Origin of the sequence: Streptomyces sp. NPDC050085, assembly GCF_044460595.1 — a bacterium.
GTDB lineage: Bacteria > Actinomycetota > Actinomycetes > Streptomycetales > Streptomycetaceae > Streptomyces.
Window position 1 is genome coordinate 71,842 of the sequence record NZ_JBITJZ010000015.1, and the last position, 26,297, is coordinate 98,138.

The following is a 26,297-nucleotide window of genomic DNA, read 5'->3' on the forward strand; positions in this document are numbered from 1 at the left end:
GATCCCGGGTACGGCCGGCAGGCCGTTCGTGCGGTTCGCCCGCCCCGAGCACTACGACGACAGCACGACCCGCCTGCGCCCCATCGGCGCCCGCCTGAAGCCCCGCGCGGCCGCGGCGGCGGCCTGCCTCGTGCTCGGCCTCGGCGTCATCGGCGGCGCAGCCACCGGCACCCTGCTGACCAGCGACGGCAGCGAGGGCACCGTCTCCGCGCAGAGCGCCTACCGCGACGCCGCCGAACTCTGGCACGGCATCCCCGTCGACACGCTCTTCCCGCCCACCCTCAAGGGCGAGGGCGCGGGGCCCGGCGGCGCCGACCGCACCTGGACCCGGGTCGCCGTCGCCCCCGACAGCGGCTGCAAGGACGCCTTCGACCCGCTCCTGGACAAGGCGCTGCGCCCAGCGGGCTGCCTGCGCCTGCTGCGGGCCACGTACACCGACGCCACGCAGAGCAGCGTCACCACCGTCGGCCTGCTGTTCACGCGCGCCGACGCCGAGGCGACCAAGTCCCTGCGCACCCGCTTCACCGAAGAGGGCCTCGACCGGCGCAGCGACCTGATGCCACGGCCGTACGCGGTCAAGGGCACCGCCGCCGCGGACTTCGACGACCCGCAGCGCGCGTCGTGGACGATCGACGTCCTGACCGACGCCCCGGTCGTCGTCTACGCCGTCAGCGGCTTCGCCGACGGCCGCACCGTCACCGAGCCGCAGCCCGCCGCCGACGCCATGAAGGCGGGCGCCACCACGGCCCCCGCCCAGGCGGGCCTCGGCCACGAGGCCCAGGGCATCGCCGACCGCGTCGAACGGGGCCTGCGCAAAGCCGTACAGAAGTCCACGGAGCAGCCCTCGTGAACCGTCGCCACATCCGCCGGGCGCTCGCCGCCTGCACCGCCGCCGCGTCGCTCGCCCTGCTCCCGTCGGCCGCCGCGCACGCCGACTCGGTCCGCGCCCAGCAGTGGGGCCTCGCCGCGATCCACACGCAGGAGGCCTGGCGCACCACGAAGGGCAAGGGCATCACGGTCGCCGTCCTGGACACCGGCGTCGACGACCGGCACCGCGACCTCAAGGGCAACATCCTGCCGGGCAAGGACCTCATCGGCTTCGGCGCGCGGCGCGGCGACGCCTCCTGGGCCCACCACGGCACCGCCATCGCCGGCATCATCGCGGGCCACGGACACGGCACGGGCGGCGCCGACGGCGTCATCGGCATCGCACCCGAGGCCAGGATCCTGCCGGTCCGCGTGATCCTGGAGGACGGCGACCCGGCCCGCGCCAAGGCCCGCGAGACCCGGGGGAACGCGCTGGCGGACGGTATCCGCTGGGCCGCCGACCACGGCGCCGACGTCATCAACCTCTCCCTGGGTGACGACTCCCCGACCGCGCACGCCGAGGCGAGCGAGGACGAGGCCGTCCAGTACGCGCTGAAGAAGGGCGTCTCCGTCGTCGCCTCCGCGGGCAACGGCGGCAAGAAGGGCGACCACATCTCCTACCCGGCGGCCTACCCCGGCGTCATCACGGCCACCGCCGTCGACGCCAACGGCAGCCGCTCCTACTTCTCCACCCGCCGCTGGTACGCCACCGTCGCCGCCCCCGGCCGCGGCATCGTCACCCCCGACCCCGACGGCACGTACTACTCGGCGTGGGGCACCAGCGCGGCCTCCGCGTTCGTCTCCGGCGCCGTCGCCCTGGTCCGCGCCGCCCACCCGGGCCTGAGCCCCGCCCAGATCAAGCAGCTCCTCGAGCAGACCGCGCAGGACCCGCCGGCCGGCGGCCACGACGACTCGCGCGGCTACGGCCTGGTCGATCCGGCGGCCGCCATCGAAGCGGCGAAGGACCTCAAGCCGCAGGGCCTGACCTCGACGGCGTACGGCGAGAAGTACTTCGGCACGGGCCCCGACGACCCCGACGACGACGGTCAGGCCGCCTGGGTCGCCCCCGTCTCCTACACGCTCGGCGCCCTGCTGATCGTCGCGGCCGGCTGGCTCTGGCGCGGCCACCGCCTCAGCCGGCGTCGCTGACCACCGCCACCGCGGCGTTCGCCACGGCCTCCACGAGCGAGATCCCGGCGTCCTTGGTCGCGCTCCCGTCGGACACCACGGCCACCAGGTACTGCCTGCCGTCGGCGGTCACCCGGCCGACGCTGTTGATGTCCCACAGGCCGGTGGTGCTCCGCTGCAGCCACCCGTTCTTGAGCGCGGCCCCCGGCGACCCGGCGGCCGACACCCCCCACGCCTGATCGCTCTCGACGTTCCCCATCAACTCCTGGACGTACGCCCGCGAGGCCGCGCTCAATTCACTGTCCCCGACCCCGAACACCTGCCGCAGCAGGGTGAGTTGGTCGGCCGCCGTCGTCTGCGTGAGCCCCCACAGCGGCCCGTCGCCGCCCGTCGTGCCGCTCAGCCCGAGCCGCTCGTTCGCCGCGCCGAGCCCGTCCGCCCGGCCGATGGCGTCCCACAGTGCGGTCGTCGCGGCGTTGTCGCTGTTCTCGATCATCGCGGTGGCGTACGTCTTCTCCTGTGCGGTCAGCGCCCGCCCGTCGTCCTGCGCCTGCAGCAGCAACGCGGCCAGGACGTCGACCTTCACGATGCTCGCGGTGTCGTACGTCCCCTCGCCGCTCGCATACGCCGCACCCGTCCCGCCCGTCACGTCGAGCACGGCCACCGAGACCCGTCCGTCGTGCCCGTCGGCGACAGCCCGCACGGCCTTCGCGAGCAGGGCGTCCCGGTCCACACCGGGAGAGGGAGAGGGAGAGGGAGAAGGCGACGCGGCGGACACGGCGCCCCCTTTCGTCTCGGCGGCCTTCGACACGAGGGCAGTCGCGTCGTGCGCCTGCGCCTTGACGTAGACGGTAGTGGCGGCAGTGCCGGTGACAAGCACCACAGAGGCCACGGCCGCGTACAGGACGGGACGTCTGCGGGAGCGCCGGCGACGGGAACCAGAGGCCATGCGGCGATGCTTCGCCGCCGCCCTGTGCGGACCATGAGCCCAGGCCCAGGGTCCGCTGAGAAACCGGGCCCGCGCGCTCGGTAGGGTCGGTGAACGTGGCGAACAAGAACATTCCCGACCCCGGCTTCTCCGACGACGACGGCACCGCGGACCCCCGCCTGACCGAGGCCCTGACGGCCTGGTCGACGGACCGCACGGCGCACGCCCCGGTCCTGGAGGCCCTGAAGGGGGCCCGTCTCCTGGTCCCCGTCGTCGCGGTACTCGGCGAGGTGGAGACGGACGAGAACGGCCTGCGCCGCGAGAAGACCTCGGACATGGCGGTCCCGACGCTGAAGGCGGGCAGCCGCACCGCGCTCCCCGCCTTCACGTCCACCGCGTCCCTGGCCCTGTGGGACCCCGAGGCCCGGCCGGTCGCCGTCCCGCTCCACCAGGCGCTCCAGGCCGCCGCCCACGAGAAGGCCGACACCGTCGTCCTCGACCTCGCGGGCCCGGTCCCGTACGAGATCACGGGCGCCGCGCTCTATGCCCTCGCGGAGGGGCGCACCACGACCGACCCGCTCGCGGACCCGGCCGTCACCGACGCGGTGCGTGCCGCGGTCGCCGGTGTGGGTGCGGTACGGCGCGCGTACCTCGGCCCTGGTCAGGGGGACGGCACGCTGGCGCTGGTGCTCGACCAGGGGATGCCTCCGGAGGCCGGCGTGCACGCGGTCGCCCGGCGGCTGGCCGCCGACGAAACACTGAGGGCCCGCCTGGCGCACGGCCTCGACCTGGCACTGATGCCGGCCGACGCCACGCTTCCGGGCGAGCCCTTCTACGTACGCGACTGATACGTACGCGACTGATGCGGACGCGACTGATCAGCCGTAGATCGCGTCAGCCGTAGATCGCGCCCGTGTACTTCTCGCCCGGGCCCTGGCCCGGCTCGTCCGGCACGATCGAGGCCTCGCGGAACGCGAGCTGCAGCGACTTCAGGCCGTCACGCAGCGGCGCCGCGTGGAAGGAGCTGATCTCGGTCGCGCTGCCGTCGAGCAGACCGGCGAGGGCGTGGATCAGCTTCCGCGCCTCGTCGAGGTCCTTGTGGGCGTCACCCTCCTCGGTCAGGCCCAGCTTGACCGCGGCGGCGCTCATCAGGTTCACGGCGACCGTCACGATGACCTCGACGGCGGGGACCTCGGCGATGTCGCGGGTCAGCGCGTCGTAGTCGGGGGTTTCAACAGAAGGGGTGGCGTCACTCATGCCCCATACGATAGGCCGCCCTCACACCCGGTTGGGCGCACCCCCCAAGTGCTGCTAACCTTGTGTAACGACCGGCCGGACACGCACGTCCCAGACTGAGTGACCGGCCCACAAGTGGAGGCTCCGATCTCCCACCTGACCGCCTTCCGGGGCGGCGGGTCACCGGTCAGACGGTCCCCATCGTTCCGTACGGACGATGGAACCGTCCGAGATGCGCCCCGCGGTTCCCGTGGTGGTGCTCCGGTAGTTCTTGGAGCCCCCCATGTGTACCGTCCGGGGCATTTTTTGTGCTTCGGCGCGGTTGGTACTTAGGAAACAGACATACGCGGCGGTCCGCCAGACCGTCGTGTGGTGCTACCGAGGAGGATCCATCAGCGCCGAGCCCCGCATCAACGACCGGATTCGCGTTCCCGAAGTGCGACTTGTCGGTCCCAGCGGCGAGCAGGTCGGGATTGTTCCGCTTGCCAAGGCCCTTGAGCTTGCTCAGGAGTACGACCTCGACCTGGTCGAGGTGGCGGCGACAGCCCGTCCGCCCGTCTGCAAGCTCATGGACTACGGGAAGTTCAAGTACGAGTCGGCCATGAAGGCCCGTGAGGCGCGCAAGAACCAGGCGCACACGGTCATCAAGGAGATGAAGCTCCGGCCGAAGATCGACCCGCACGACTATGACACCAAGAAGGGTCACGTCGTCCGGTTCCTCAAGCAGGGTGACAAGGTCAAGATCACGATCATGTTCCGTGGTCGTGAGCAGTCCCGGCCGGAGCTCGGCTACCGACTGCTCCAGCGCCTTGCGAACGACGTCGAGGACCTCGGTTTCGTCGAGTCGAACCCGAAGCAGGACGGCCGGAACATGATCATGGTTCTCGGCCCGCACAAGAAGAAGACCGAGGCCATGGCCGAGGCCCGCGAGGCGCAGGCCGCCCGCAAGGCCGACGCGAAGGCCAACCCCGGCAAGTCGCAGAACGCCGCCGAGGACCAGTCTTCCGAGGACGTTGCCGAGGAAATTGCCGAGGCTCCGGCCGAGGCCCCCGCCGAGGCTCCGGCCGAGGCATGATCCAGCGGCGCACAGCCTGTGCGCCCACGGATACCAACTGACACAACTGACGTTCCCCCGCGGCCGGTTCGCGCCTCGTGCACGGACCGGCCGGGAACGCCACTGACGAGGAGAGAACGGCGCTATGCCGAAGAACAAGTCGCACAGCGGTGCCAGCAAGCGCTTCAAGATCACCGGCTCCGGCAAGGTGCTCCGTGAGCGTGCCGGCAAGCGCCACCTGCTCGAGCACAAGTCGTCGCGCCTGACGCGTCGCCTCACCGGCAACGCCGAGATGGCCCCGGGCGACGCCAAGAAGATCAAGAAGCTTCTCGGCAAGTGATGCTCGGGTGCCCCGCACCCTGAGCATCGACTGACCGGGACCTATTCGAATTCGGGTCGGGTGAACACAACCCCGGCCCCGCTACAAGGAGTTACAAAGTGGCACGCGTCAAGCGCGCGGTGAACGCGCACAAGAAGCGTCGGGCGATCCTCGAGCAGGCCAGCGGTTACCGCGGTCAGCGTTCGCGTCTGTACCGCAAGGCCAAGGAGCAGGTCACCCACTCCCTGGTCTACAACTACAACGACCGCAAGAAGCGCAAGGGCGACTTCCGTCAGCTGTGGATCCAGCGCATCAACGCCGCTGCCCGCCAGAACGGCATGACGTACAACCGCCTCATCCAGGGTCTGAAGGCCGCCAACATCGAGGTGGACCGCAAGATCCTCGCCGAGCTGGCCGTCAACGACGCCAACGCGTTCGCCGCGCTGGTCGAGGTTGCGCAGAAGGCGCTTCCGGCTGACGTCAACGCCCCCAAGGCTGCCGCCTGAAACGTGCGTTGAGCCGTGTTTCGGACCCGCGGGCCTGTTGGCCTGCGGGTCCGACTGCGTCTGCCGTCTTCTGTTGTTTCCGGTCCGACCCGTAGTGGCGGGTTGCTCGCGCAGTTCCCCGCGCCCCCTATGTACCAAGGTGAGTTGTGATGGTTGCCGCCCCGGAGCTGATCTCTCCCAAGTCCTCCCGCGTCTCCGCCGCCCGGCGGCTCGGCAAGCGGAGCTTTCGGAGCAAGGAGCGGCTGTTCCTCGCCGAGGGGCCGCAGGCCGTGCGGGAGGCCGCCGCACACGGGGGACTCGTGGAGATGTTCGCGACCGTGGAGGCCGCGGAGCGGTACGCCGACATCGTGGGCGAGGCCCGTGCGGCCGGAGCCCGGGTGCACCTCGCCGACGAGAGCGTCATCGCCGACATCTCCACCACCGTGACGCCGCAGGGACTTGTCGGCGTCTGCCGGTTCCTGGACACGCCCTTCGAGGAGATCCTCGCGGCGCGGCCCAAGCTGGTCGCCGTCCTGGCGCACGTGCGGGACCCCGGGAACGCCGGGACCGTGCTGCGGTGCGCGGACGCCGCCGGGGCCGAGGCCGTCGTGCTGACCGACGCGTCCGTCGACCTGTACAACCCGAAGGCCGTGCGCGCCTCCGTCGGGTCCCTGTTCCACCTGCCGGTCGCCGTGGGCGTACCCGTCGAGGAGGCCGTCGCCGGGCTGAAGGCCGCGGGCGTACGGATCCTCGCCGCCGACGGGGCGGGCGACGACGACCTCGACGACGAACTCGACAAGGGCACCATGGGCACCCCGAGCGCCTGGGTGTTCGGCAACGAGGCGTGGGGGCTCCCGGAGGAGACCCGCGCGCTCGCGGACGCCGTCGTGCGCGTGCCCATCCACGGCAAGGCCGAGAGCCTCAATCTCGCGACGGCCGCCGCCGTGTGCCTGTACGCCTCCGCTCGTGCACAGCGCGCCCCCGGAGGGTGCCGCTCCGTCACCCCCAGCTAGTAGGGTGACCACCTCGGACCAGCGGACCGAGAGGTGGGATACGGGGAGATGAGCGTCGTCGGCACGAGCAGCTCGCGAGGTGCGCAGGGTCGGCTCGGCCCGGCCGCGCCCCGCCGTGGCCAGGGCGATCCCACCGCGCTCGGCGTGCACCCCGACGACCTGCCCGACGGACTCGTCGTCGCCGACGAGAGCGGCCGCGTCGTCTGTTTCAACGCCGCGGCGGAGCGCATCACCGCCGTCCCCGCCACCAGCGCCCTCGGCACCGCGCTGGAGCGCGCCCTGCCGTTGGAGGACCTCGAAGGCCGCCGCTGGTGGCAGCTGACCGATCCCTACGGCGGACTCGCCACCCGCGTCGGACAGCCCGAGCGCAACCTGCTGCTGCCGGGCGGGCGCGAGGTCCTGGTGACCGCCCGCTACGTGCGCACCCGGCCGACCGGGCCCGTGCGCCGCGTCGTCGTCTCGATCCGCGACACCGAGGCCAGGCGCCGCACCGAGCGCAGCCATGCCGAGCTGATCGCCACCGTCGCCCACGAACTGCGCTCCCCGCTGACCTCGGTGAAGGGCTTCACCGCGACCCTGCTGGCCAAGTGGGAGCGGTTCACCGACGAGCAGAAGCGGCTGATGCTGGAGACCGTCGACGCCGACGCGAACCGGGTCACGCGGCTGATCGCCGAGCTCCTCGACATCTCCCGCATCGACTCCGGGCGCCTCGAAGTGCGCCGCCAGCCCGTCGACATCGCCGCCGCCGTCTCCCGGCACATCCAGGCCCACGTCGCCTCCGGCCAGTTGGCCGAGCGGTTCCTGCTCCGCGTCCAGCAGCCGCTGCCCGACCTGTGGGCCGACCCCGACAAGGTCGACCAGGTCCTGAGCAACCTCCTGGAAAACGCGGTGCGGCACGGCGAGGGAACCGTCACCATTGACGTCGAGCCCTCCACGACGGCCAAGGAATCGACCTCGGTCACCGTCAGCGACGAGGGCCCCGGCATCCCGGAGGAGTCCATGAACCGCGTCTTCACCCGCTTCTGGCGGGGCAGCAAGCGCGGCGGCACCGGGCTCGGCCTGTACATCGTCAAGGGCATCGTCGAAGCCCACGGCGGCACGATCACGGTCGGACGGGCGCCCGGTGGCGGCGCCGAGTTCCGATTTACGTTGCCCGTGGCGGCACCGGCGTATCTCACCAGCTGAGTGACCGGGCCCCACGGGCGCATTCGCACACCTCACCCCCGTTAGACTCGTCCTTTGGCACATTGCGTCTCCATGTCCGGGACGGTTCGTCAACGAGTCGTGGACGGGGCCATCCGCCAGCCAATCGGAAGCACGGGAAGAGATGTCGGCACCGAACAAGTCGTACGACCCTGTTGAGGTCGAGGCACTGAAACCGGAAGAGATCGAGCGCGTGCGGGACGAGGCGCTCGCCGCCTTCGCCGCCGCGGACTCGCTCGAAGCGCTTCAGGCAGCCAAGGTCGCGCACACCGGCGGCACCTCGCCGCTGTCGCTCGCCAACCGCGAGATCGGCGCGCTGCCGCCGCAGGCCAAGGCCGCCGCGGGCAAGCTCGTCGGGCAGGCCCGCGCCGCCGTCGGCCGGGGCCTCGCCGCCCGCCAGGCCGAGCTGGAGGCCGAGCGCGACACCCGCGTCCTGGTCGAGGAGGCCGTGGACGTCACGCTGCCCTACGACCGCACGCCGGCCGGTGCCCGCCACCCGCTGACGACCATGATGGAGCGCGTCGCCGACGTCTTCGTATCGATGGGATACGAGATCGCGGAGGGCCCCGAGGTCGAGGCGGAGTGGTTCAACTTCGACGCCCTGAACTTCACGCCCGACCACCCGGCCCGGCAGATGCAGGACACCTTCTTCGTCCAGGGCCCGAAGGGCGAAAAGAAGGGGGCGGGCGACGAATCCGGTGTCGTGCTGCGCACGCACACCTCTCCCGTGCAGGCCCGCACGCTGCTCGACCGCGAGCCGCCCGTGTACGTCGTCTGCCCCGGCCGCGTCTTCCGCACCGACGAGCTCGACGCCACGCACACCCCGGTCTTCCACCAGATCGAGCTGCTCGCCGTGGACGAGGGCCTCACCATGGCCGACCTGAAGGGCACCCTTGACCACATGGTCAAGGCGCTCTTCGGCGACGACATGAAGACGCGCCTGCGCCCCAACTACTTCCCGTTCACCGAGCCGTCCGCCGAGATGGACATGGTCTGCTACGTGTGCCGCGGCGAGTCCGTCGGCAACCCGGACCGTCCCTGCCGCACCTGCGGCAGCGAGGGCTGGATCGAGCTCGGCGGCTGCGGCATGGTCAACCCGCGCGTGCTGACCGCGTGCGGTGTGGACCCCGAGAAGTACAGCGGATTCGCCTTCGGGTTCGGCATCGAGCGGATGCTGATGTTCCGCCACAACGTCGAAGACATGCGAGACATGGTCGAGGGTGACGTCCGGTTCACCCGGCCCTTCGGGATGGAGATCTGATGCGGGTCCCGCTTTCCTGGCTGCGGGAGTACGTCGACCTCCCCGCCACTGAGACCGGCCGCGACGTGCAGGCCAAGCTCGTCGGCGTAGGACTTGAGGTCGAGACCGTCGAGCAGCTCGGCGCCGACCTCAAGGGCCCCCTCGTCGTCGGCAAGGTGCTGACCATCGAGGAGCTCGAGGGCTTCAAGAAGCCGATCCGCTTCTGCACCGTCGACGTCGGCACCGCCAACGGCTCAGGCGCGCCGCAGGAGATCGTCTGCGGCGCCCGGAACTTCGCGGTGGGCGACAAGGTCGTCGTCGTGCTGCCCGGCGCCGAGCTGCCCGGCGGCTTCGCGATCGCCGCGCGCAAGACGTACGGCAAGACCTCGCACGGCATGATCTGCTCCACCGACGAACTCGGCATGGGCGACGACGGCACGCACGGCATCATCGTGCTGCCGCCCGAGCACGAGGCGGGCACGGACGCGATCGAGCTGCTCGAACTCGTCGACGAGGTCCTCGACATCGCCGTCACGCCCGACCGCGGCTACTGCCTGTCGATGCGCGGCATCGCCCGCGAGACCGCCATCGCGTACGGGCTTCCGCTGCGCGACCCGGCGCTCCTCGACGTCCCGGCGCCGAACGCGTTCGGTTACCCGGTCCAGGTCTCCGACCCGATCGGCTGCGACCGCTTCACCGCGCGCACCGTCACCGGGCTGAGCCCCGAGGCCCGCTCGCCGATCTGGCTGCAGCGCCGTCTGCAGAAGGCCGGCATGCGCCCGATCTCGCTCGCCGTCGACGTCACGAACTACGTGATGCTGGAGCTCGGCCAGCCGCTGCACGCCTACGACCGCTCCTCGGTCCAGGGCGCCATCGGCGTCCGCCGCGCGCAGCAGGGCGAGAAGCTCAAGACCCTCGACGGCACCGAGCGCACGCTCGACGCCGAGGACCTCGTCATCACCGACGAGCGCGGCCCGATCGGCCTCGCCGGTGTCATGGGTGGCGCCAACACGGAGATCGCGGATCACCCCGACGACGCCGAGGGCGCCGGTACCACCGACGTCGTCATCGAGGCCGCGCACTTCGACGCGATCACCATCGCCCGCACCTCGCGCCGCCACAAGCTGTCCTCCGAGGCGGCCAAGCGCTACGAGCGCGGCGTCGACCCGCAGGCCGCGTCCGCCGCCGCCCAGCGCGTCGTCGACCTCCTCGTGCTGCTCGCCGGTGGCACGGCGGAGGAGGGCGTCACCGAGGTCATCGCCCCGGGCGCCCCGCGCACCATCACGATCCCGGCCGACCACCCGGACAAGGTCGCGGGCGTGGCGTACGGCCGCGAGACCGTCGTACGCCGGCTGCAGGAAGTCGGCTGTGACGTCTACGGGCAGGACGACCTGACCGTCACCGTGCCGTCGTGGCGGCCCGACCTGACGGACCCGAACGACCTGGCCGAAGAGGTCATCCGGCTCGAGGGCTACGAGAACCTGCCCTCGACCCTGCCGAAGCCCCCGGCCGGACGTGGCCTGACCGAGCGGCAGCGCACGCACCGCCGCGTCGGCCGCGCCCTCGCCGGCGCCGGATACGTCGAGTCGCTGAGCTACCCGTTCATCGGCGAAGGCGTCTTCGACCAGCTCGGCCTGGAGCAGGACGACCCGGCCCGCCGCGTCGTCACCCTCGTCAACCCGCTCTCCGACGAGGAGCCCGCCCTCCGTACGACGCTGCTGCCGGGCCTGCTGTCCGCGCTGCGCCGCAACGACGGGCGCGGCAGCCACGACCTGGCGCTGTTCGAGACCGGCCTGGTCTTCCTGGCGCAGGACGAGGCGCGCATCGCGACGCGGCTGCCCGTCGACCGGCGGCCCACCGACGAGGAGCTCGCGACCCTGACGGCCGCGCTCCCGAACCAGCCCCGGCACGTCGCGGTCGTCCTCGCGGGCGCCCGCGAGCAGGCCGGCTGGTGGGGCAAGGGCCACCCGGCGACCTGGGCCGACGCGGTGGAGGCCGCGCGGGTCGTCGCGCACGAGGCGGGCACCGAACTCGCCGTGGACCAGGGCCAGTACGGGCCGTGGCACCCCGGCCGGTGCGCCGCGCTGTACGTCGCGATCGACGGCGTCAAGACCCTCGTCGGGCACGCCGGTGAGCTGCACCCGCGCGTCGTCAAGGCGCTCGGCCTGCCGGCCCGCACCTGCGCCATGGAGCTGAACCTGGACCTCGTGGAGCAGGCGAGCGAGGGTGCCCTGCGGGCGCCGCGGATCTCGACGTTCCCCGTGGCCACCCAGGACGTCGCCCTCGTCGTCGACAAGAGCGTCCCGGCCGCGGCCGTGGAGCACTACCTGCGCCTCGGCGCCGGTGAACTCCTCGAGTCCATCCGGCTGTTCGACGTGTACGAGAACGCGGAGCAGCTCGGCGAGGACAAGAAGTCCCTCGCGTACGCGCTCCGGTTCCGTGCCGCCGACCGCACCCTGACGGTCGAGGAGGCCAGCGCCGCCCGCGACGCCGCGGTCGCCCAGGCCGCCGAGAGCGCGGGCGCGGTGCTGCGCGGCGCGTAACGGCGCAGAGAGTCCCACGTGAGGGGCGCATCCGGACCACCGGATGCGCCCCTCACTGCCTCAAGGGCGTGGGAGGTGCCCCCACTCACTCGTTCGGGTGAGGATTCCTGTTGATCTGGCCCGATCGGGGCAGCCGATCGTAAGAATCGATCCGGCCGCCGGGCCGACCGGCGAGCGCGCTGAACAGGGCCTAGGGGGCCGGCGGCATGTTTCGTACCAAGACCAGGGCGCCCACCCGTACCGTCCGCACCTCCCTCCGCACCTCGCTCCGCACCCGCCTGATCAAGGCAGTCCGCGTCGAACCCCAGGGAATCCGGCGGGCGTTGATGCTGGGGCTGCCCACGGTCTGGGGAGCGGTCGCCATCACGTACAAGCTGATCTGCCCGCTCGCCCAGCAGAACGGCCTGGGTGCGCGGATCGTCAGCAGTGCCGTGTTCTTCGTCGTGGGGACCGGGTTGATACTCCACGTACGCCACGGCCTGATGCGGGAGTTGCGCGACGTCCGCGCCGTCGCCGGCGCCGCCCAGTCCGTGCTCCTGCGGCCGCTGCCGCCGCGCCTGGACGGGCTCGCCCTCGCCGCGGGACAGCTCTCCGCCGACCGGGGCGCCAGCATCGGCGGCGACCTGTACGACGTCGTCGCCACCGACCACGGCGTACGGCTCGTCATGGGAGACGTCCGCGGACACGGGCTCGGCGCGCTCGCCACCGTCGGCGCCGTCCTCGGCAGCTTCCGAGAGGCCGCCCACGACGAGGACGAACTCGGCCGCGTCCTGCGGAGGCTGGAGCGCGCGCACGCCCGGCACCTGCGCCAGCGCTCCCGCGACGAACATCCCGCCTTCGGGGGCGGCGAGCCCGAGGCCCCGCTCGCCGAGGAGTTCGTCACGGTGCTGCTCCTGGAGATCCGGCAGGACGGCGCGGTGTACGCGCTCAACTGCGGTCACCCCTGGCCGTATCTGCTGCGGCCGGGATCGGCGCGCCGCGTCGAGACGATGAGCGGGGGCGATCCGATGCCGCCGCTCGGCCCGTTCCCGCTGCCCGCCGAGCTCGAGCCCGTGCGGTGCGGGCGGATCCTGCCGGGGGAGGGGCTCCTGCTGCACACCGACGGCATCGAGGACGCCCGCGACGCTCATGGCCGGTTCTTTCCCCTGCAGGCCGCTCTCGCCGAGACCCTGCGCTGCCCCACGGTCGTGCCGAAGGCCGTGATCCACGCCGTGTACACCAGGCTGCTCGCCCACATCGGGGGACCGCCCAGCGACGACGCGGCCCTGCTGGTGCTGCGCAACGACCGCAGGCGGGTGCCCGTCCAGCACGGCGAGCCCGTCGTCCGCCCGGTCCACAAGGTTCTCTGACCCCGCAGTCATGTCCCTCCAGGGGGCGTCGTCCGCCCGCCGCGGAGTTGTCGGGCAGGCGAGCGGGCGGACGACGCGGGATCGGGCCGTCGATCTGTACGAGGGGGAGCCGACGGCCCGGCCGGCCTCTTGCGAGGCAGTTCAGTCAAGCGGGTGGAAATCGGCCGCAACAGAGTGCACACCTCCCGGAGTTGGGCATTCCGATCACACCCCGTGTGAAGGCAGCCGGACTAGGCTGCCAGGACCGAGCCAACGGAGGGCACCATGCAGCCCAACACCCTGCTCGACGCGATCCTCGACGAAGCCGGGATCTCCCACGCGGGTCTCGCCGCCCACGTGAACCACGCGGGCAAGGCGCGCGGCCTCGCCCTGCGCTACGAACACACCGCCGTGGCACGGTGGTTGAAGGGCCAGCGCCCGCGCGGCCAGGTCCCCGATCTCATCTGCGAGGTCCTCGCCGGCCGGCTGCAGCGCCACGTCACGCTCGACGACATCGGCCTCGGCATCCCCGGCGAACCGTCGGGCGCGCACGGTCCGACCGCCTCGGGCCTGTCCGGGTTCGTGGAGCGGGCCACCGCGCTGTGGCGCTCCGACGAGCAGCAGCGGCGGCACATCCTCGACGCCCCGGCCGTCACCGGCACCCCCGCCGTGATGCCCGTGTGGGAGTGGGAGAACCCGCCGGAGGACACCGACGTCTCGCGCGGCGGACGCGTCCTGGTGTCGCTCGCCGACATCGAGATGATGCGTTCGGCCCGCGCGCACTACGAGCAGATGTACCGCAAGGCGGGCGGCATCGCGACGCGCAGCCGGATCGTCGGGTTCCTCAACACCGAGGCGGCGCCGCTCCTTCGCGGCAGCTACACCGACGCGACGGGCCGTCAACTGCACCGGGCCACCGGCGGGTTGGTGGCCATCGCCGGCATCTGCGCTTACGACTCGGACGCCCACGGTCTCGCCCAGCGCTACTTCCATCAGGCCCTCCGGCTCGCAAAGGCCAGTGGGGACAGGGGACTCGGGGCGTACGTGATAGCGCTCCTGGTCAATCAGTCGCTGCACATGCGCGAGTTCCGGCAGGCCGTCGCCTTCGCGGAGGCCGCGCTGCGCGCCGCGGGCCGGCACATCACTCCGGCGCTCGCCTCCGACCTGTACGCGATGCAGGCGAAGGCGTACGCGCACCTCGGCGACGGTACGAGCGCGCTCGAGTGCATCCGGCGTGCCGAGTCCGCCGCCGACCGCATCCGGCGCGGACACGAACCGGACGAGACGGGCTATGTGCAGCCCGGGTTCGTCAACGTCCAGGTGGCGGAGGCCCTGTTGAGCCTCGGCGACTACGCGGCGGCGAAGGAGCACGCGCAGGAGGCCGTGCACACCCCGGCGCACGACCGCGGCCGGGTGCACCGGCTCGCCGTGCTGAGCCAGATCCAGCTCAGACAGGGCAACGCCGAGGCGGCCGTGGCCAGCGCCGTCGAGATGGCGGAGACGGCGCGGGGGATGGAGTCCCAGCGCCTGCGCGACAGACTCCGGGCGGTACGCGAACACCTGGTGCGCAGCGGCTGTGCCGGCACGGCGGAAGCCGCCGAACTGATCGACGGGGCGCTGCGCGTACCGCTCTGAGCCCTTGAGCCCTTTCGAAGGGCGACCGGAGACGCCACTGCTGCGATATTGCCATCAACTCGGCGGAAGGTGGCAGAACCGTGCAGTGGACGAAACAGAACGAACAAACTGTGTATGAAAACAGGTGGTTCAGCGTCAATCTGGCCGACGTCGAACTGCCTGACGGCCGACACCTCGACCACTTCCTGATACGCATGCGGCCCGTGGCGGTGGCCACGGTCGTGAATGAGGCGAACGAGGTGCTGCTGCTGTGGCGGCACCGCTTCATCACCGACAGCTGGGGCTGGGAGCTGGCGGCAGGCGTCGTCGAGGACGGCGAGGACATCGCGTGCGCGGCCGCCCGAGAACTGGAGGAGGAGACCGGCTGGCGGCCGGGACCACTGCGGCATCTGTTGAGCGTCGAACCGTCCAACGGCCTCACGGACGCCCGACACCACATCTACTGGACCGACGAAGCAACGTACATCGGCCACCCCCAGGACGACTTCGAGTCGGACCGCAGGGAATGGGTCCACCTCAAACTCGTCCCCGACATGATCGCTCGCGGAGAGGTCCCGGCCGCCAACATGGCGGCCGCGCTGCTGTTGCTGCACCATCTCCGGCTGGGTTAGCACGCCTCCCGCACGCGCTAACGGCCGAGCGCCTGCCACACGGCGATGGCCAGTGCCCCGACCGCGGTCAGTGCCGCGACCGCGGGCAGGGGCCAGCGCGTGTGCTCCAGCGCGGCGATCCGCGCGCTCAGGTCGTCGTGATCCTTGGCGGTCTGGTCGTCGCGGTGAGCGAGCAAAGCCAGTTGGCCGTCGATACGGGTCAGTCCTACCTCGAAGACGCGGCGTAACTCTGCGAGTTCTTCAGGGACCACGGGATGCTCCGGGTCGGTGGTCACGAGTCCGCTCCTTTCCGTAGTCGTCACATCCCTGTTGTGCGCACCGGAAGTCAACTCGCCTGGTGGACACGGCGGGAGCGTGTGCGGAGGGCATATGCGGGTCACTCGCGCGTGCCCCGTGCGAACGAAACGGGCCCGGTGTTCCGAAGAACACCGGGCCCGTCGTCGAGCACGGAGTGTGATCAGGTGTACGTGCCCTTGATCAGGCGCACGTCCTCATCGTCAGACGTACGTGTAGAAGCCCGAGCCCGACTTGCGGCCGAGCCGGCCCGCGTCGACCATCCGCTGCAGCAGCGGCGGAGCGGCGTACAGCGGCTCCTTGTACTCGGCGTACATCGAGTCCGCGATGGAGGCGATCGTGTCGAGGCCGATCAGGTCCGAGAGCTTGAGCGGGCCCATCGGGTGGGCGCAGCCCAGCTCCATGCCGTTGTCGATGTCCTCGCGGCTGGCGATGCCCGACTCGAACATCCGGATGGAGGAGAGCAGGTAGGGCACGAGCAGCGCGTTGACCACGAAGCCCGAGCGGTCCTGGGCGCGGATCGCGTGCTTGCCGAGGATCTTCTCCACCAGGGCCTGGGCACGGCTGATGGTGCCCTCGGAGGTGGTGAGCGCCGGGATCAGCTCGACGAGCTTCTGCACCGGGGCCGGGTTGAAGAAGTGGATGCCGATGACGTGGTCCGGGCGGGACGTCGCCACGGCCAGCTTCACCAGCGGGATGGACGACGTGTTCGAGGCGAGGATCGCGTCGGAGCGGGTCACGACCTGGTCGAGGACCTGGAAGATCTCCGTCTTGACCTGCTCGTTCTCCACGACGGCCTCGATGACGAGGTCACGGTCGGCGAACTCGCCGAGGTCCGTGGTGAAGGTGAGGCGCGACTGCGTCTCCGCCAGCTCCTCCTCGCTGATCTTGCCGCGCGCGGCGGCCTTCGCGAGGGAGTTGAGCAGTCGGGTGCGCCCGATCTCCAGGGCCTCCCCGGTGGTCTCGGCCACCATCACGTCGAGACCGCTGCGGGCGCAGACCTCCGCGATGCCGGCGCCCATCTGGCCACAGCCCACCACTCCGACGCGTGTGATGTCAGTCAAGGGGTCCGTCACCTCGTGCCTTTCGCTGATCGCCCGGGGTCACCGGCAGCAGGATTCTCAGATTTGTTGCGGGTCCAGCAGGGTCTTTCGGATCTGCACGTTACCCCGTGGACAGAGGAGGGGTGGAGCCCGGGTTAACGCCTGTTCATCCGGGCAATACCGTGGCACAGGAAAACGGGGGGAACCATGGGACGTATCTCACGCCGTGCCTTCGCGGCGGGCGCCGCGGTGGCGCTGGCCGGACTGACGGCCGGGGACGCCGTCGCCACACCTGAGTCGGCACAGGACAATCGGAGCATGTCGGGCAAAAGGCGCGAGATGCGGGGCATGTGGCTGGCCACCGTCGCGAATCGTGACTGGCCCTCGCGCGCGGGCCTGACCGCCGCCGAACAGCGGGCGGAGCTGATCGCCCACCTCGACACGGCGGTGCGCCGCCGGCTGACCGCGGTGATCTTCCAGGTGCGGCCCACCGCCGACGCCCTGTGGCCGTCCCCGTACGAGCCGTGGTCCGCGGTGCTCACCGGGACCCAGGGCGAGGACCCGGGCTGGGACCCGCTCGGCACCGCGGTGCGGGAGGCGCACCGGCGCGGCCTCGAGCTGCACGCCTGGTTCAACCCCTACCGCGTCGCGAACCACACCGACCCGAGCCGGCTGATCCCCACGCACCCGGCGCGGCTGCACCCCGACTGGGTCGTCCCGTACGGCGGGAAGCTCTACTACAACCCCGGTCTGCCGGAGGTCAGGCGCTTCGTCGAGGGCGCGATGCTCGACGCGGTGGAGAAGTACGCCGTCGACGCCGTGCACTTCGACGACTACTTCTACCCGTATCCGGTCGCGGGCCAGACCTTCGACGACGACGCCGCGTACGTCACGTACGGCGGCGGCTTCCCCGACCGGGCCGCCTGGCGGCGCGACAACATCGACCGTCTGGTACGGGAGACGGCGCGCGGGATCCGCCGGACCAGGCCTCGCGTGCGGTTCGGGATCAGCCCGTTCGGGGTGTGGCGCAACAGGGCGACCGACCCCGAGGGGTCCGACACCACGGCCGGGGTGCAGACCTACGACGACCTGCACGCGGACACCCGGAAGTGGGTGCGCGAGGGATGGATCGACTACATCTGCCCGCAGGTGTACTGGAACATCGGGTTCGCCGCCGCCGACTACGCGAAGCTCGTGCCGTGGTGGGCCGACGCGGTGCACGGCACGGACGTACGCCTGTACGTCGGCGAGGCCCTCTACAAGGCGGGCGATCCGGCGCAGCCCGCCGCCTGGCAGGACCCCGCCGAACTGTCCCGGCACCTCACCTACGCGGCCGCCTTCCGCGAGGTCGGCGGGCACGTCTTCTTCTCGGCCAGGGAGGTCGGGCAGGACCGGATCGGGGCGATGGCCCGCGTCGTCGCGGACCACTACCCCTGAGGGACCCTGCGCCTGAGTGGCCCTACTCCTGAGGGACCTCGCCGTGGCGTACGACCGAGTCGGGCCCCGGCGACATGATCGCCTCGTGGCCGTCCTCGAAGCGGACCCGGTACGGCGGACCGCCGTCCGCACCGAGCACTTCGATGATCTGCGCGACCCGGTCGTGCTGCCCGACGATCCGGCCGTGCACCAGGAGCTGGTCGCCTACGGTTGCGCGCATCGGGTGTGACCCCCCAGTCGTACCTCTACGTGCCCGTGAATTGCGCCAAGTCTACGGCTCACCACGGGAGTTGACCCTAGCTGCGGGCGCGCTGGGTGACCGCGATGCACACCAGGACCGCCACGGCGGTGAGCGGCGCCGCGACCGGCAGCGTCTCGCCCAGCAGGAACACGGACCAGACCAGGGTCAACAGCGGCTGGGCGAGCTGGAGTTGGCTGGCCTTCGGTACGCCGATCAGGCCCATGCCCTTGTACCAGACGACCAGGCCGAGGAACTGCGACACCACCGACACCCACAGCAGGCCCGTCACCGCGTGCCCGGTGAGGTGCACGGGCTCGTACGAGAGCGCGACACCCGCCCCCACGACGGCGATCGGCAGACACAGCACCAGCGCCCAGGCGATGACCTGCCAGCCCGGCATGACCTTGGCGAGCCGGCCGCCCTCGGTGTAACCGGCGGCGCAGATCAGCAGCGCGCCGAAGAGGTAGAGGTCGGCGCGGGTGAGGGCGCCGCCGCTCTGCTGCACCGTGAAGCCGATGACGGCCGCGGCGCCCGCGCACGCCGCGATCCAGAAGGTGCGCGAGGGGCGGGCCCCGGTGCGCAGCGACGCGAACACGGCCGTGGTCAGCGGCAGCAGGCCCACGACCACCGCCGAGTGCGCGGTCGTCGCCGTCTGCAGCGCGAGCGTGGTGAGCATCGGGAAGCCGAGCACCACACCGGCCGCGACGACCGCGAGGCCCGCCCAGTGGCGGCGCTGCGGGACGGGCACGCGCAGGGTCAGTAGACAGGCACCCGCGATCACGGCCGCGAGCACGCTGCGCACGCTCACCAGGGACCACGGGCCGAAGCCTTCGAGACCCCAGGCGGTGGAGGGGAAGGTGAGCGAGAAGGCGGTGACGCCGAGCGCGGCGAGCAGGGTCCCGGACGCGGTGCCCGGCGGACGGGTCGCGAGGTCCGCCGGGTGCCTCGGGTCCGCGGTGGGCCCGGCAACCGCTATCGCGGTCTGGTCGGTAGCGCTATTCTCTGTTCTCATGCAAGAGCGTAGCAGCGTAGGTGACTTGGCGAAACAGTTGAAGAGTGAGCTGGACCGCTACTCGGAAGGTGAGAAGCTGCCGTCGAGCCGGGCGCTCGTCGACCGGTTCCGGGTCAGCCCGGTCACCGTGTCGCGGGCGCTTGCGCAGCTCGCTTCGGAGGGCCTCGTCGTGACCCGGCCGGGCGCGGGCGCCTTCAAGGCCGCACCGCGTACGGCCGCGCCCGTCGGCGACACCTCCTGGCAGGAGGTCGCGCTCAGCGCCGACGCCGCCACCGATCTCGTGCCCCGCGCCGTCGACGCCTCCGGGGTCCTCGTGACGCTCGCCGCGTCGCCGCCCGGGGTGATCGAGTTCAACGGCGGCTATCTGCACCAAGTCCTGCAGCCCACCGCCGCGTTGGCCGCCGCCCTCGCCCGCGCGGGCCGCCGCCCCGGCGCCTGGGACCGGCCGCCCGTCGAGGGACTGCCCGAGCTGCGCGCCTGGTTCGCCCGCGGCATCGGCGGCGCCGTCACCGACGCCGAGGTGCTGATCACCTCCGGCGGCCAGTCGGCGCTCGCCACGGCGCTGCGCGCGCTCGCCCCGCCCGGCGCGCCCGTCCTCGTCGAATCGCCCACCTATCCGGGCATGTTGGCGATCGCGCGCGCCGCGGGCCTGCGTCCCGTGCCGGTGCCCGTCGACCGGGACGGCGTGCGCCCTGAACTCCTCGCGCAGGCCTTCCGCGCGACCGGCGCCCGCCTCTTCGTGTGCCAGCCGCTGTTCCAGAACCCGACCGGCGCCGTGCTCAGCGCCGAGCGGCGCCCCGAGGTGCTGCGCATCGCCCGCGAGGCCGGCGCCTTCGTCATCGAGGACGACTTCGTGCGGCGCCTCGTGCACGACGACGCGGGCCCGCTGCCCAGGCCCCTGGCCACCGACGACGCGGACGGCGTGGTCGTCCACGTCTGTTCGCTGACCAAGGCGACCTCGCCGAGCCTGCGCATCGGCTGCCTCGCCGCCCGCGGCCCCGTCCTGGAGCGGCTGCGCGCCATCCAGGTCGTCGACCAGCTCTTCGTGCCCCGCCCCTTGCAGGAGGCCACGCTCGAACTCGTCGGTTCCCCGGCCTGGCCGCGCCATCTGCGCACGGTGGCGGGCGAGTTGCGGAACCGCAGGGACGCCCTGGCCGCCGCCCTGGCCCTGCACCTGCCCGCGCTCTCCGTGCCGTACGTCCCGGTCGGCGGCTACCACCTGTGGGCCCGGCTGCCCGACGGCACGGACGAGCGCGGCCTCGTCGCGGGCGCCCTGCGCGAGGGCGTGGCCGTGGCACCGGGCCGCCCGTACTTCGCGGCCGAGCCGCCCGCCCCGTACGTCCGGCTGAGCTTCGTCGCGGTCGCGGGGACGTCGGAGATCGCCGAAGGGGTGCGCCGCCTCGCGACGGCGTCGCGCGGATATGGGTTCGACGCCGCCGCCCCCGGCCTGTAACGATCACGGGATGACCGACACCCTTGACGACGGCTACGAGATCTCCCACGACCGCGCCCGGATCGACGCCGCACGCGTCCACCGCTGGCTCTCGGACGACGCCTACTGGGCCCGCGGGCGACCCCGCGAAAAGCAGGACGTGGCGATCGACGGATCGCTCAACTTCGGTGTGTACGACGGGACTTCGGGCGAGCAGGTGGCGTACGCGCGCGTGGTGACGGACCACGCGACGTTCGCCTGGCTGTGCGACGTCTATGTGGATCCGGCCGTGCGCGGCAAGGGGCTCGGCACCCGCCTCGTCGCCGCGGTCCGCGACCACCTGGAGCCGCTCGGCATCCGCCGGATCCTGCTGGCGACCCGGGACGCGCACGGCGTGTACGCGCAGGTCGGCTTCGAGCCGCTGCCCGGCCCCGACCAGTGGATGGTCCTGTACTTCGACCAGTCCCTGCGGCCCGGAGTCCCCGCGGATTCCCGCTGAGGTTCCTGCCGGGATTCTCACGGGGATTCTCACTGAGGGCAAACCCTTGACCTGGGCTACCGGTGAGTTACACGATCACCGCCATGCAGCTCAGCGTCACGCTCCTCGCCGCCGCGCGCAGCTCCTCCCTGCTCGCCGAGCGCTTCGACGACGACCGGCCGCTCGACGACGCGGGCTGGTACGAGGTGCAGCGCGCGGCGCCGGGCCTCGGCCCGCTGGCCGCCGCCGAGCTGCGTTACTGCTCACCGACCCCGCGCAGCCGCGCCACCGGCGATGCCCTCGGGCTCGCCCCGCTGGCCCAGCCCGCCCTGCGCGACTGCGACATGGGCCGCTGGCGCGGACGTACGCTCGCCGAGGTCACGGCCGTCGAACCGCGCGCCGTCGACCACTGGCTGGGCGACCCGCGCTCGGCGCCGCACGGCGGTGAGTCGCTGCTCGCCTTCATCTCGCGGATCGGCGCCTGGCTGGACACCCGGCCCGCCGACGACGGCACGCGGATGGTCGCGATCGCCGAGCCGTCCGTGGTGCGGGCCGCCGTCGTCTACGCCCTGAAGGCGCCGCCGTCGACGTACTGGAACCTCGACGTGCGCCCGCTGTCGACGGCCACCGTCACCGGGCATCCCGGCCGCTGGAACCTCAGGCTCGGCGGTACTCCGTCGTGAGGACCAGGTCCTTCGCGGGCCCCTTCACCCGCCACACCGTCCGCCAGCGCCCGGCGTCGGCCACCTCGAACTCGCCCCGGTAGAGGTCAGCCGAGCAGGGGTGGTCGGCGATGTGCCGCCCGGTGCGCAGGTCGAGGCCGTGGAAGAAGCGGCCGTCGGCGAAGCGGACCTCGGCCGTGCCCGGCTCCTCGCCCGGCAGGTAGTGCAGGGTGCGCTCGGCGGGGCGGGTCACTTTGTGCCAGGTGAACGTCCCCGACTCGACGTGCAGCAGCCCGCCGTCCTCGCGCGGCGTGAACGCCGTCGTGCCCGTGAACGTGCCGGTCGCGTCGGCGGCGAGATCGCGCACGGTCCGGTCCACCCGCCAGCTCCCGGTCAGGAACGCCAACACGTCGGAAACCGGCCAGAGTTCACCCGTCACGCACATCACTCCCGTACACCTCTGCGCGAACCGTTGACGCGCGTACCGCTGCTTCCTATCTTGCCGTTCGCAGTTTAGGACGACGTACGAAATACCGAACAGGCAAGGTGGAGGCAAGCGTATGACGCGTGGACGACGCAGGCGCTGGAGAATCGGGCTCGGGGCCGCGGTGGGGTCCTTGCTCGCCGGGACCGCGGTCCTCCCGTCGTCGGCCGCGGAGGCGGCCGACGTCACCGACTACACCGTCACCGTCGACCCGAGCCGCACGGGTGCGACCATCGACGACTCGATGTACGGCGTCTTCTTCGAGGACATCAACCGGGCCGCCGACGGAGGGCTGTACGCCGAGCTCGTCCAGAACCGCTCCTTCGAGTACTCGACCGCGGACAACAAGGCGTACACGCCGCTCACGGCGTGGACGACGACCGGCACGGCCCAGGTCGTCGACGACGCCGGCCGGCTGAACGCGCGCAACCGCAACTACCTTTCCCTGGGCGCCGGTTCATCGGTCAGCAACTCGTCGTACGGCACCGGCATCAACATCGAGAAGGGCGAGCGGTACGACTTCTCGGTGTGGGCGCGCGCCGACACCGACCTCACCGTCACGCTGGCCGACGCGGACGGTGCGCTCGCCGCCCCCAAGAAGGTGGCGGTCAAGGGGGGTTGGGCCAAGTACTCCGCGACTTTCACCGCGACCCGTGCCAGCGCCACGGGCCGCCTCTCCGTCGCCACCACCCGGGACGCCGCGCTCGACATGGTGTCCCTGTTCCCCCGTGACACCTATAAGGGGCGTCCGAACGGCCTGCGCAAGGACCTCGCCCAGAAGGTCGCCGACCTGCACCCCGGCTTCGTGCGCTTCCCCGGCGGCTGCCTCGTCAACACCGGCTCCATGGAGGGCTACGACGAGGCGTCCGGCTACCAGCGCAAGCGCTCCTACCAGTGGAAGGACACGGTCGGCCCGGTCGAGCAGCGCGCCACGAACGCCAACTTCTGGGGCTACAACCAGAGTTACGGCCTCGGCTACTACGAGTACTTCCAGTTCGCCGAGGACATCGGAGCGATGCCGCTGCCCGTCGTCCCGGCGCTCGTCACCGGCTGCGGCCAGAACAGGGCCACCGACGACGACGCGCTCCTGAAGCGGCACATCCAGGACACGCTCGACCTCATCGAGTTCGCGAACGGGCCCGTGACCAGCACGTGGGGCAAGGTCCGCGCACGGATGGGCCACCCGAAGCCGTTCCACCTCACGCACCTCGAAGTCGGCAACGAGGAGAACCTGCCCGCGGACTTCTTCGCCCGCTTCACGCAGTTCCGCACCGCCATCGCCGCCAAGTACCCGGACGTCACCGTCATCTCCAACTCCGGTCCCGACGACAGCGGTTCGACCTTCGACGAGGCCTGGAAGCTCAACAAGGACGCGAACGTCGACATGGTCGACGAGCACTACTACAACAGCCCGCAGTGGTTCCTGCAGAACAACGACCGCTACGACTCCTACGACCGCAGCGGCCCGAAGGTGTTCCTCGGCGAGTACGCATCCGGCGGCAACACCTGGGCCAACGCCCTGTCCGAGGCCTCCTACATGACAGGACTCGAACGCAATGCGGACGTCGTGAAACTCGCCTCCTACGCGCCCCTGTTCGCCCGCACCGACACCGTGCAGTGGCGCCCCGACATGATCTGGTTCGACGATCAGAAGTCGTGGGGCTCCGCCGACTACGAGGTGCAGAAACTGTTCATGCGCAACGTCGGCGACCAGGTCGTCCCGTCGACCGCCGGCGCCACCCCGTCCACGCTGCAGCCGATCACCGGCGCCGTGGGCCTGTCGACGTGGGCGACGAGTGCCGCGTACGACGACGTCAGGGTGACCGGCGCCGACGGCACCGCCCTGCTGAGCGACGACTTCAGCGGTGACGCCGCGCAGTGGACCGGCACGGGCAGCGGCAACTGGGCCGTCCAGGACGGGAGTTACGTCCAGTCCGACGCGGCCGCCGAGAACACCCTGGTCACCGCGGGCGACCCGAGCTGGCACGACTACGACCTGCACGTGAAGGCCACCAAGAAGTCCGGCAAGGAGGGCTTCCTCGTCGCCTTCGGCGTCAAGGACACCGGGAACTACTACTGGTGGAACCTGGGCGGCTGGAACAACACGCAGTCCGCCGTCGAACAGGCCGTGAACGGCGGCAAGTCGACGCTCGTCACCAAGCCCGGGACGATCGAGACCGGCCGCGCCTACGACATCGACATCAAGGTGCGCGGCCGCCAGGTAACGCTCCTGCTCGACGGCCAGGAATGGGGTTCTTTCACGGACGACAAGCCCGCCGAGCCGTTCCGCCAGGTCGTCACCCGCGACAAGAAGACCGGCGACACGATCCTCAAGGTCGTCAACGCCCAGGACGCGCAGGCCCGTACGACCGTGAACCTCGGCGGCGCCAAGGTCGCGAAGACCGCGGCCGTGACCACGCTCACGGCGGCGCCCGGCGCCGAGAACACCGCGGACGCGACGCCCGTGAAGCCGGTGACCTCGACGTTCACCGGGGTCGCTGACACCTTCACGTACACGTTCCCGCCGAACTCGGTGACGTTCCTCAGGATCAAGAAGAGGTGAACGAGCCCGGGAAGTGAGTCCGCAGGTACGGGGCGCGTCGCTCGCGGCGGGAATCGGCGCGGCTGACCGGGCTGATGCCCCGCTCAGACGGAATCCGGCCGGTCGCGCCGGGCGGTCCACACCGTGCGTTCGGTCCGTACGCCCACATCGCCGCGGCGCAGGACGCTCTGCGGCCCCTCGGTGTCGAGCAGTGCGTCCAGGGCCGCCAGATCGGTGGCCGACAGGACGTCCGAGACACCCGCACGGATCCGCCGCAGGCTGCTCAGCGCGTAGCGGCCCACCGCGTTGTCGTGGTCCGCGGCGATGTCGACGGGGAGGGTGCGCTCGGCCTCGACGGTGAAGCCCGCCCGGGTCAGCAGGGGACCCCAGTCGGCGCCGCGGTGGGGGAGCCGCCCGGCGTTGCTCCCGTCGAGGGCGGCATGGCAGCGCTCCTCGAGACCGGGGGCCGACTCGGGGGCGTCCACGGGCAGGAACCGCGGGAACCCGGCCAGCTCGACGACGGTGAACAGGCCGCCCGGGGCGAGGAGTTCGTGGACCTGGCGCAGCGTGCGCTCCGGGTCGGCCATGTGGTGCAGGGAGGCCGAGGCCCAGACGAGCTCCGGGGTGCCGAGCGCGGGCCACTGCGCGGCGTCGAGGTCGGCCTCCACGAGCCGCACCCGGTCGGCGACCCCGGCCGCGGCGGCCTTCTCCCGCAGCCGCTCCAGATGGGCGGGGGAGGAGTCGACGGCCGTGACCTGCGCCCCGGGGAAGCGCTCGAGCAGGGCGAGCGTGCCGGCGCCGGTTCCGCAGCCCAGGTCCACGATCCGGCGGGGGTCGGCCTCGACGGGGAGCCGTGCGGTGAGCGAGGCGAGGTGCCCGGCGAGGACGTCGGCGTCGAGGTCGAGGATGTCGGCCTGGTCGTGATCGTGGCTGTGGCTGTGGCTGTGGCTGGGGTTGTGGTTGTTGCTGTGGCCGTGGTTGTGCCGGTGGTGCTCGTGCTGCTCTTGGGGTGCGTGAGGGTGGTTCATGCGTTCCAAGCTAGGCGGGCCGGGGGCGCCGGTCCCGGTGTCTTCCGGGAAGCG

The 26,297-nt window shown here is 71.6% G+C and carries 26 protein-coding genes; 18 read left to right on the forward strand and 8 right to left on the reverse strand.

The window, feature by feature from the left end:
- The first annotated feature begins 28 nt into the window (after positions 1-28).
- Both ACIBUY_RS35810 and mycP read left to right on the forward strand, forming a co-directional pair.
- Positions 29-850, forward strand: coding sequence for a hypothetical protein (locus ACIBUY_RS35810; protein WP_365577135.1), 822 nt, complete (start codon positions 29-31; stop codon positions 848-850).
- Entirely contained in the window at positions 847-2,016 is a 1,170-nt protein-coding gene (mycP, locus tag ACIBUY_RS35815) for a type VII secretion-associated serine protease mycosin (protein WP_399154872.1), read from the forward strand. The genes ACIBUY_RS35810 and mycP overlap by 4 nt, the downstream gene beginning before the upstream one ends.
- Here mycP and ACIBUY_RS35820 read toward each other — a convergent pair.
- On the reverse strand, positions 2,000-2,944 hold the full coding sequence (locus ACIBUY_RS35820) for a serine hydrolase (RefSeq protein ID WP_399154873.1): 945 nt from the start codon (positions 2,942-2,944) through the stop codon (positions 2,000-2,002). The two genes, mycP and ACIBUY_RS35820, sit on opposite strands and share 17 nt — an antisense overlap.
- 95 nt (positions 2,945-3,039) lie before the next feature.
- Here ACIBUY_RS35820 and ACIBUY_RS35825 point away from each other — a divergent pair, with 95 nt between their 5' ends.
- Complete coding sequence (locus ACIBUY_RS35825) at positions 3,040-3,771, forward strand: SseB family protein (protein WP_365573753.1); 732 nt, start codon at positions 3,040-3,042, stop codon at positions 3,769-3,771.
- A gap of 46 nt (positions 3,772-3,817) precedes the next feature.
- Here the strand turns inward: ACIBUY_RS35825 and ACIBUY_RS35830 are convergent, their stop codons facing one another.
- Entirely contained in the window at positions 3,818-4,180 is a 363-nt protein-coding gene (locus ACIBUY_RS35830; protein WP_365573750.1) for a DUF1844 domain-containing protein, read from the reverse strand.
- Between the two features lie 346 nt (positions 4,181-4,526).
- Here ACIBUY_RS35830 and infC point away from each other — a divergent pair, with 346 nt between their 5' ends.
- The 10 genes from infC to ACIBUY_RS35880 all read left to right on the forward strand — a co-directional run bounded on the left by infC (position 4,527) and on the right by ACIBUY_RS35880 (position 15,590).
- Positions 4,527-5,234 carry a translation initiation factor IF-3 gene (infC, locus tag ACIBUY_RS35835; RefSeq protein ID WP_365573765.1) on the forward strand — a complete coding sequence of 236 codons (708 nt, stop codon included), beginning with the start codon at positions 4,527-4,529 and terminating at the stop codon, positions 5,232-5,234.
- Positions 5,235-5,358: 124 nt separating this feature from the next.
- A complete protein-coding gene (gene rpmI, locus ACIBUY_RS35840; protein ID WP_003947156.1) occupies positions 5,359-5,553 on the forward strand; it encodes a 50S ribosomal protein L35 in 195 nt (64 codons plus the stop codon).
- Positions 5,554-5,651: 98 nt separating this feature from the next.
- Positions 5,652-6,038, forward strand: coding sequence for a 50S ribosomal protein L20 (gene rplT / locus ACIBUY_RS35845; protein WP_006350245.1), 387 nt, complete (start codon positions 5,652-5,654; stop codon positions 6,036-6,038).
- A gap of 149 nt (positions 6,039-6,187) precedes the next feature.
- On the forward strand, positions 6,188-7,030 hold the full coding sequence (locus ACIBUY_RS35850; RefSeq protein ID WP_365573745.1) for an RNA methyltransferase: 843 nt from the start codon (positions 6,188-6,190) through the stop codon (positions 7,028-7,030).
- Between the two features lie 48 nt (positions 7,031-7,078).
- The gene (locus ACIBUY_RS35855) at positions 7,079-8,215 is read left to right on the forward strand and encodes an ATP-binding protein (protein ID WP_365573742.1); all 1,137 of its coding nucleotides are present in this window, start codon (positions 7,079-7,081) and stop codon (positions 8,213-8,215) included.
- 142 nt (positions 8,216-8,357) lie between these two features.
- Positions 8,358-9,494, forward strand: a complete 1,137-nt coding sequence (pheS, locus tag ACIBUY_RS35860) for a phenylalanine--tRNA ligase subunit alpha (protein WP_399154874.1) — start codon at positions 8,358-8,360, stop codon at positions 9,492-9,494.
- Positions 9,494-12,016: a phenylalanine--tRNA ligase subunit beta gene (gene pheT, locus ACIBUY_RS35865; protein ID WP_399154875.1), complete on the forward strand. Its 2,523-nt coding sequence runs from the start codon at positions 9,494-9,496 to the stop codon at positions 12,014-12,016. Before pheS ends, pheT begins: the two co-directional genes overlap by 1 nt.
- Positions 12,017-12,342: 326 nt before the next feature.
- Complete coding sequence (locus ACIBUY_RS35870; RefSeq protein WP_365573762.1) at positions 12,343-13,365, forward strand: PP2C family protein-serine/threonine phosphatase; 1,023 nt, start codon at positions 12,343-12,345, stop codon at positions 13,363-13,365.
- Positions 13,366-13,629: 264 nt separating this feature from the next.
- Positions 13,630-14,979 carry a transcriptional regulator gene (locus ACIBUY_RS35875; RefSeq protein ID WP_365573733.1) on the forward strand — a complete coding sequence of 450 codons (1,350 nt, stop codon included), beginning with the start codon at positions 13,630-13,632 and terminating at the stop codon, positions 14,977-14,979.
- Positions 14,980-15,059: 80 nt separating this feature from the next.
- The gene (locus tag ACIBUY_RS35880; protein WP_365573730.1) at positions 15,060-15,590 is read left to right on the forward strand and encodes an NUDIX hydrolase; all 531 of its coding nucleotides are present in this window, start codon (positions 15,060-15,062) and stop codon (positions 15,588-15,590) included.
- Between the two features lie 17 nt (positions 15,591-15,607).
- Here the strand turns inward: ACIBUY_RS35880 and ACIBUY_RS35885 are convergent, their stop codons facing one another.
- Together ACIBUY_RS35885 and ACIBUY_RS35890 are read right to left on the reverse strand one after the other, a co-directional pair.
- Positions 15,608-15,865: a hypothetical protein gene (locus tag ACIBUY_RS35885; RefSeq protein ID WP_365573728.1), complete on the reverse strand. Its 258-nt coding sequence runs from the start codon at positions 15,863-15,865 to the stop codon at positions 15,608-15,610.
- Between the two features lie 222 nt (positions 15,866-16,087).
- Positions 16,088-16,948: a 3-hydroxybutyryl-CoA dehydrogenase gene (locus ACIBUY_RS35890; RefSeq protein WP_365573725.1), complete on the reverse strand. Its 861-nt coding sequence runs from the start codon at positions 16,946-16,948 to the stop codon at positions 16,088-16,090.
- A 186-nt stretch (positions 16,949-17,134) separates the two neighbouring features.
- Between ACIBUY_RS35890 and ACIBUY_RS35895 the strand changes: the two genes are divergently transcribed.
- On the forward strand, positions 17,135-18,364 hold the full coding sequence (locus ACIBUY_RS35895) for a glycoside hydrolase family 10 protein (RefSeq protein ID WP_399154876.1): 1,230 nt from the start codon (positions 17,135-17,137) through the stop codon (positions 18,362-18,364).
- 22 nt (positions 18,365-18,386) lie between these two features.
- Here the strand turns inward: ACIBUY_RS35895 and ACIBUY_RS35900 are convergent, their stop codons facing one another.
- Together ACIBUY_RS35900 and ACIBUY_RS35905 are read right to left on the reverse strand one after the other, a co-directional pair.
- Positions 18,387-18,584: a DUF1918 domain-containing protein gene (locus tag ACIBUY_RS35900; RefSeq protein ID WP_365573719.1), complete on the reverse strand. Its 198-nt coding sequence runs from the start codon at positions 18,582-18,584 to the stop codon at positions 18,387-18,389.
- A 76-nt stretch (positions 18,585-18,660) separates the two neighbouring features.
- On the reverse strand, positions 18,661-19,617 hold the full coding sequence (locus ACIBUY_RS35905) for a DMT family transporter (protein WP_399154877.1): 957 nt from the start codon (positions 19,615-19,617) through the stop codon (positions 18,661-18,663).
- Between ACIBUY_RS35905 and ACIBUY_RS35910 the strand changes: the two genes are divergently transcribed.
- The 3 genes from ACIBUY_RS35910 to ACIBUY_RS35920 all read left to right on the forward strand — a co-directional run bounded on the left by ACIBUY_RS35910 (position 19,616) and on the right by ACIBUY_RS35920 (position 22,210).
- A complete protein-coding gene (locus ACIBUY_RS35910; RefSeq protein WP_399154878.1) occupies positions 19,616-21,070 on the forward strand; it encodes a PLP-dependent aminotransferase family protein in 1,455 nt (484 codons plus the stop codon). The genes ACIBUY_RS35905 and ACIBUY_RS35910 overlap by 2 nt on opposite strands.
- A 10-nt stretch (positions 21,071-21,080) precedes the next feature.
- Positions 21,081-21,548 (forward strand): GNAT family N-acetyltransferase, encoded by a 468-nt coding sequence (locus ACIBUY_RS35915; RefSeq protein ID WP_399154879.1) that lies wholly within the window; start codon positions 21,081-21,083, stop codon positions 21,546-21,548.
- A gap of 83 nt (positions 21,549-21,631) precedes the next feature.
- Complete coding sequence (locus tag ACIBUY_RS35920; protein WP_399154880.1) at positions 21,632-22,210, forward strand: histidine phosphatase family protein; 579 nt, start codon at positions 21,632-21,634, stop codon at positions 22,208-22,210.
- On the opposite strand, the gene ACIBUY_RS35925 is transcribed toward ACIBUY_RS35920, so the two are convergent.
- The gene (locus ACIBUY_RS35925) at positions 22,185-22,628 is read right to left on the reverse strand and encodes a DUF6314 family protein (RefSeq protein WP_399154881.1); all 444 of its coding nucleotides are present in this window, start codon (positions 22,626-22,628) and stop codon (positions 22,185-22,187) included. The genes ACIBUY_RS35920 and ACIBUY_RS35925 overlap by 26 nt on opposite strands.
- Positions 22,629-22,749: 121 nt before the next feature.
- Between ACIBUY_RS35925 and ACIBUY_RS35930 the strand changes: the two genes are divergently transcribed.
- Positions 22,750-25,236 (forward strand): alpha-L-arabinofuranosidase C-terminal domain-containing protein, encoded by a 2,487-nt coding sequence (locus tag ACIBUY_RS35930; RefSeq protein ID WP_399154882.1) that lies wholly within the window; start codon positions 22,750-22,752, stop codon positions 25,234-25,236.
- 83 nt (positions 25,237-25,319) lie between these two features.
- On the opposite strand, the gene ACIBUY_RS35935 is transcribed toward ACIBUY_RS35930, so the two are convergent.
- On the reverse strand, positions 25,320-26,243 hold the full coding sequence (locus tag ACIBUY_RS35935; RefSeq protein WP_399154883.1) for a class I SAM-dependent methyltransferase: 924 nt from the start codon (positions 26,241-26,243) through the stop codon (positions 25,320-25,322).
- Between the last annotated feature and the right edge of the window lie 54 nt (positions 26,244-26,297).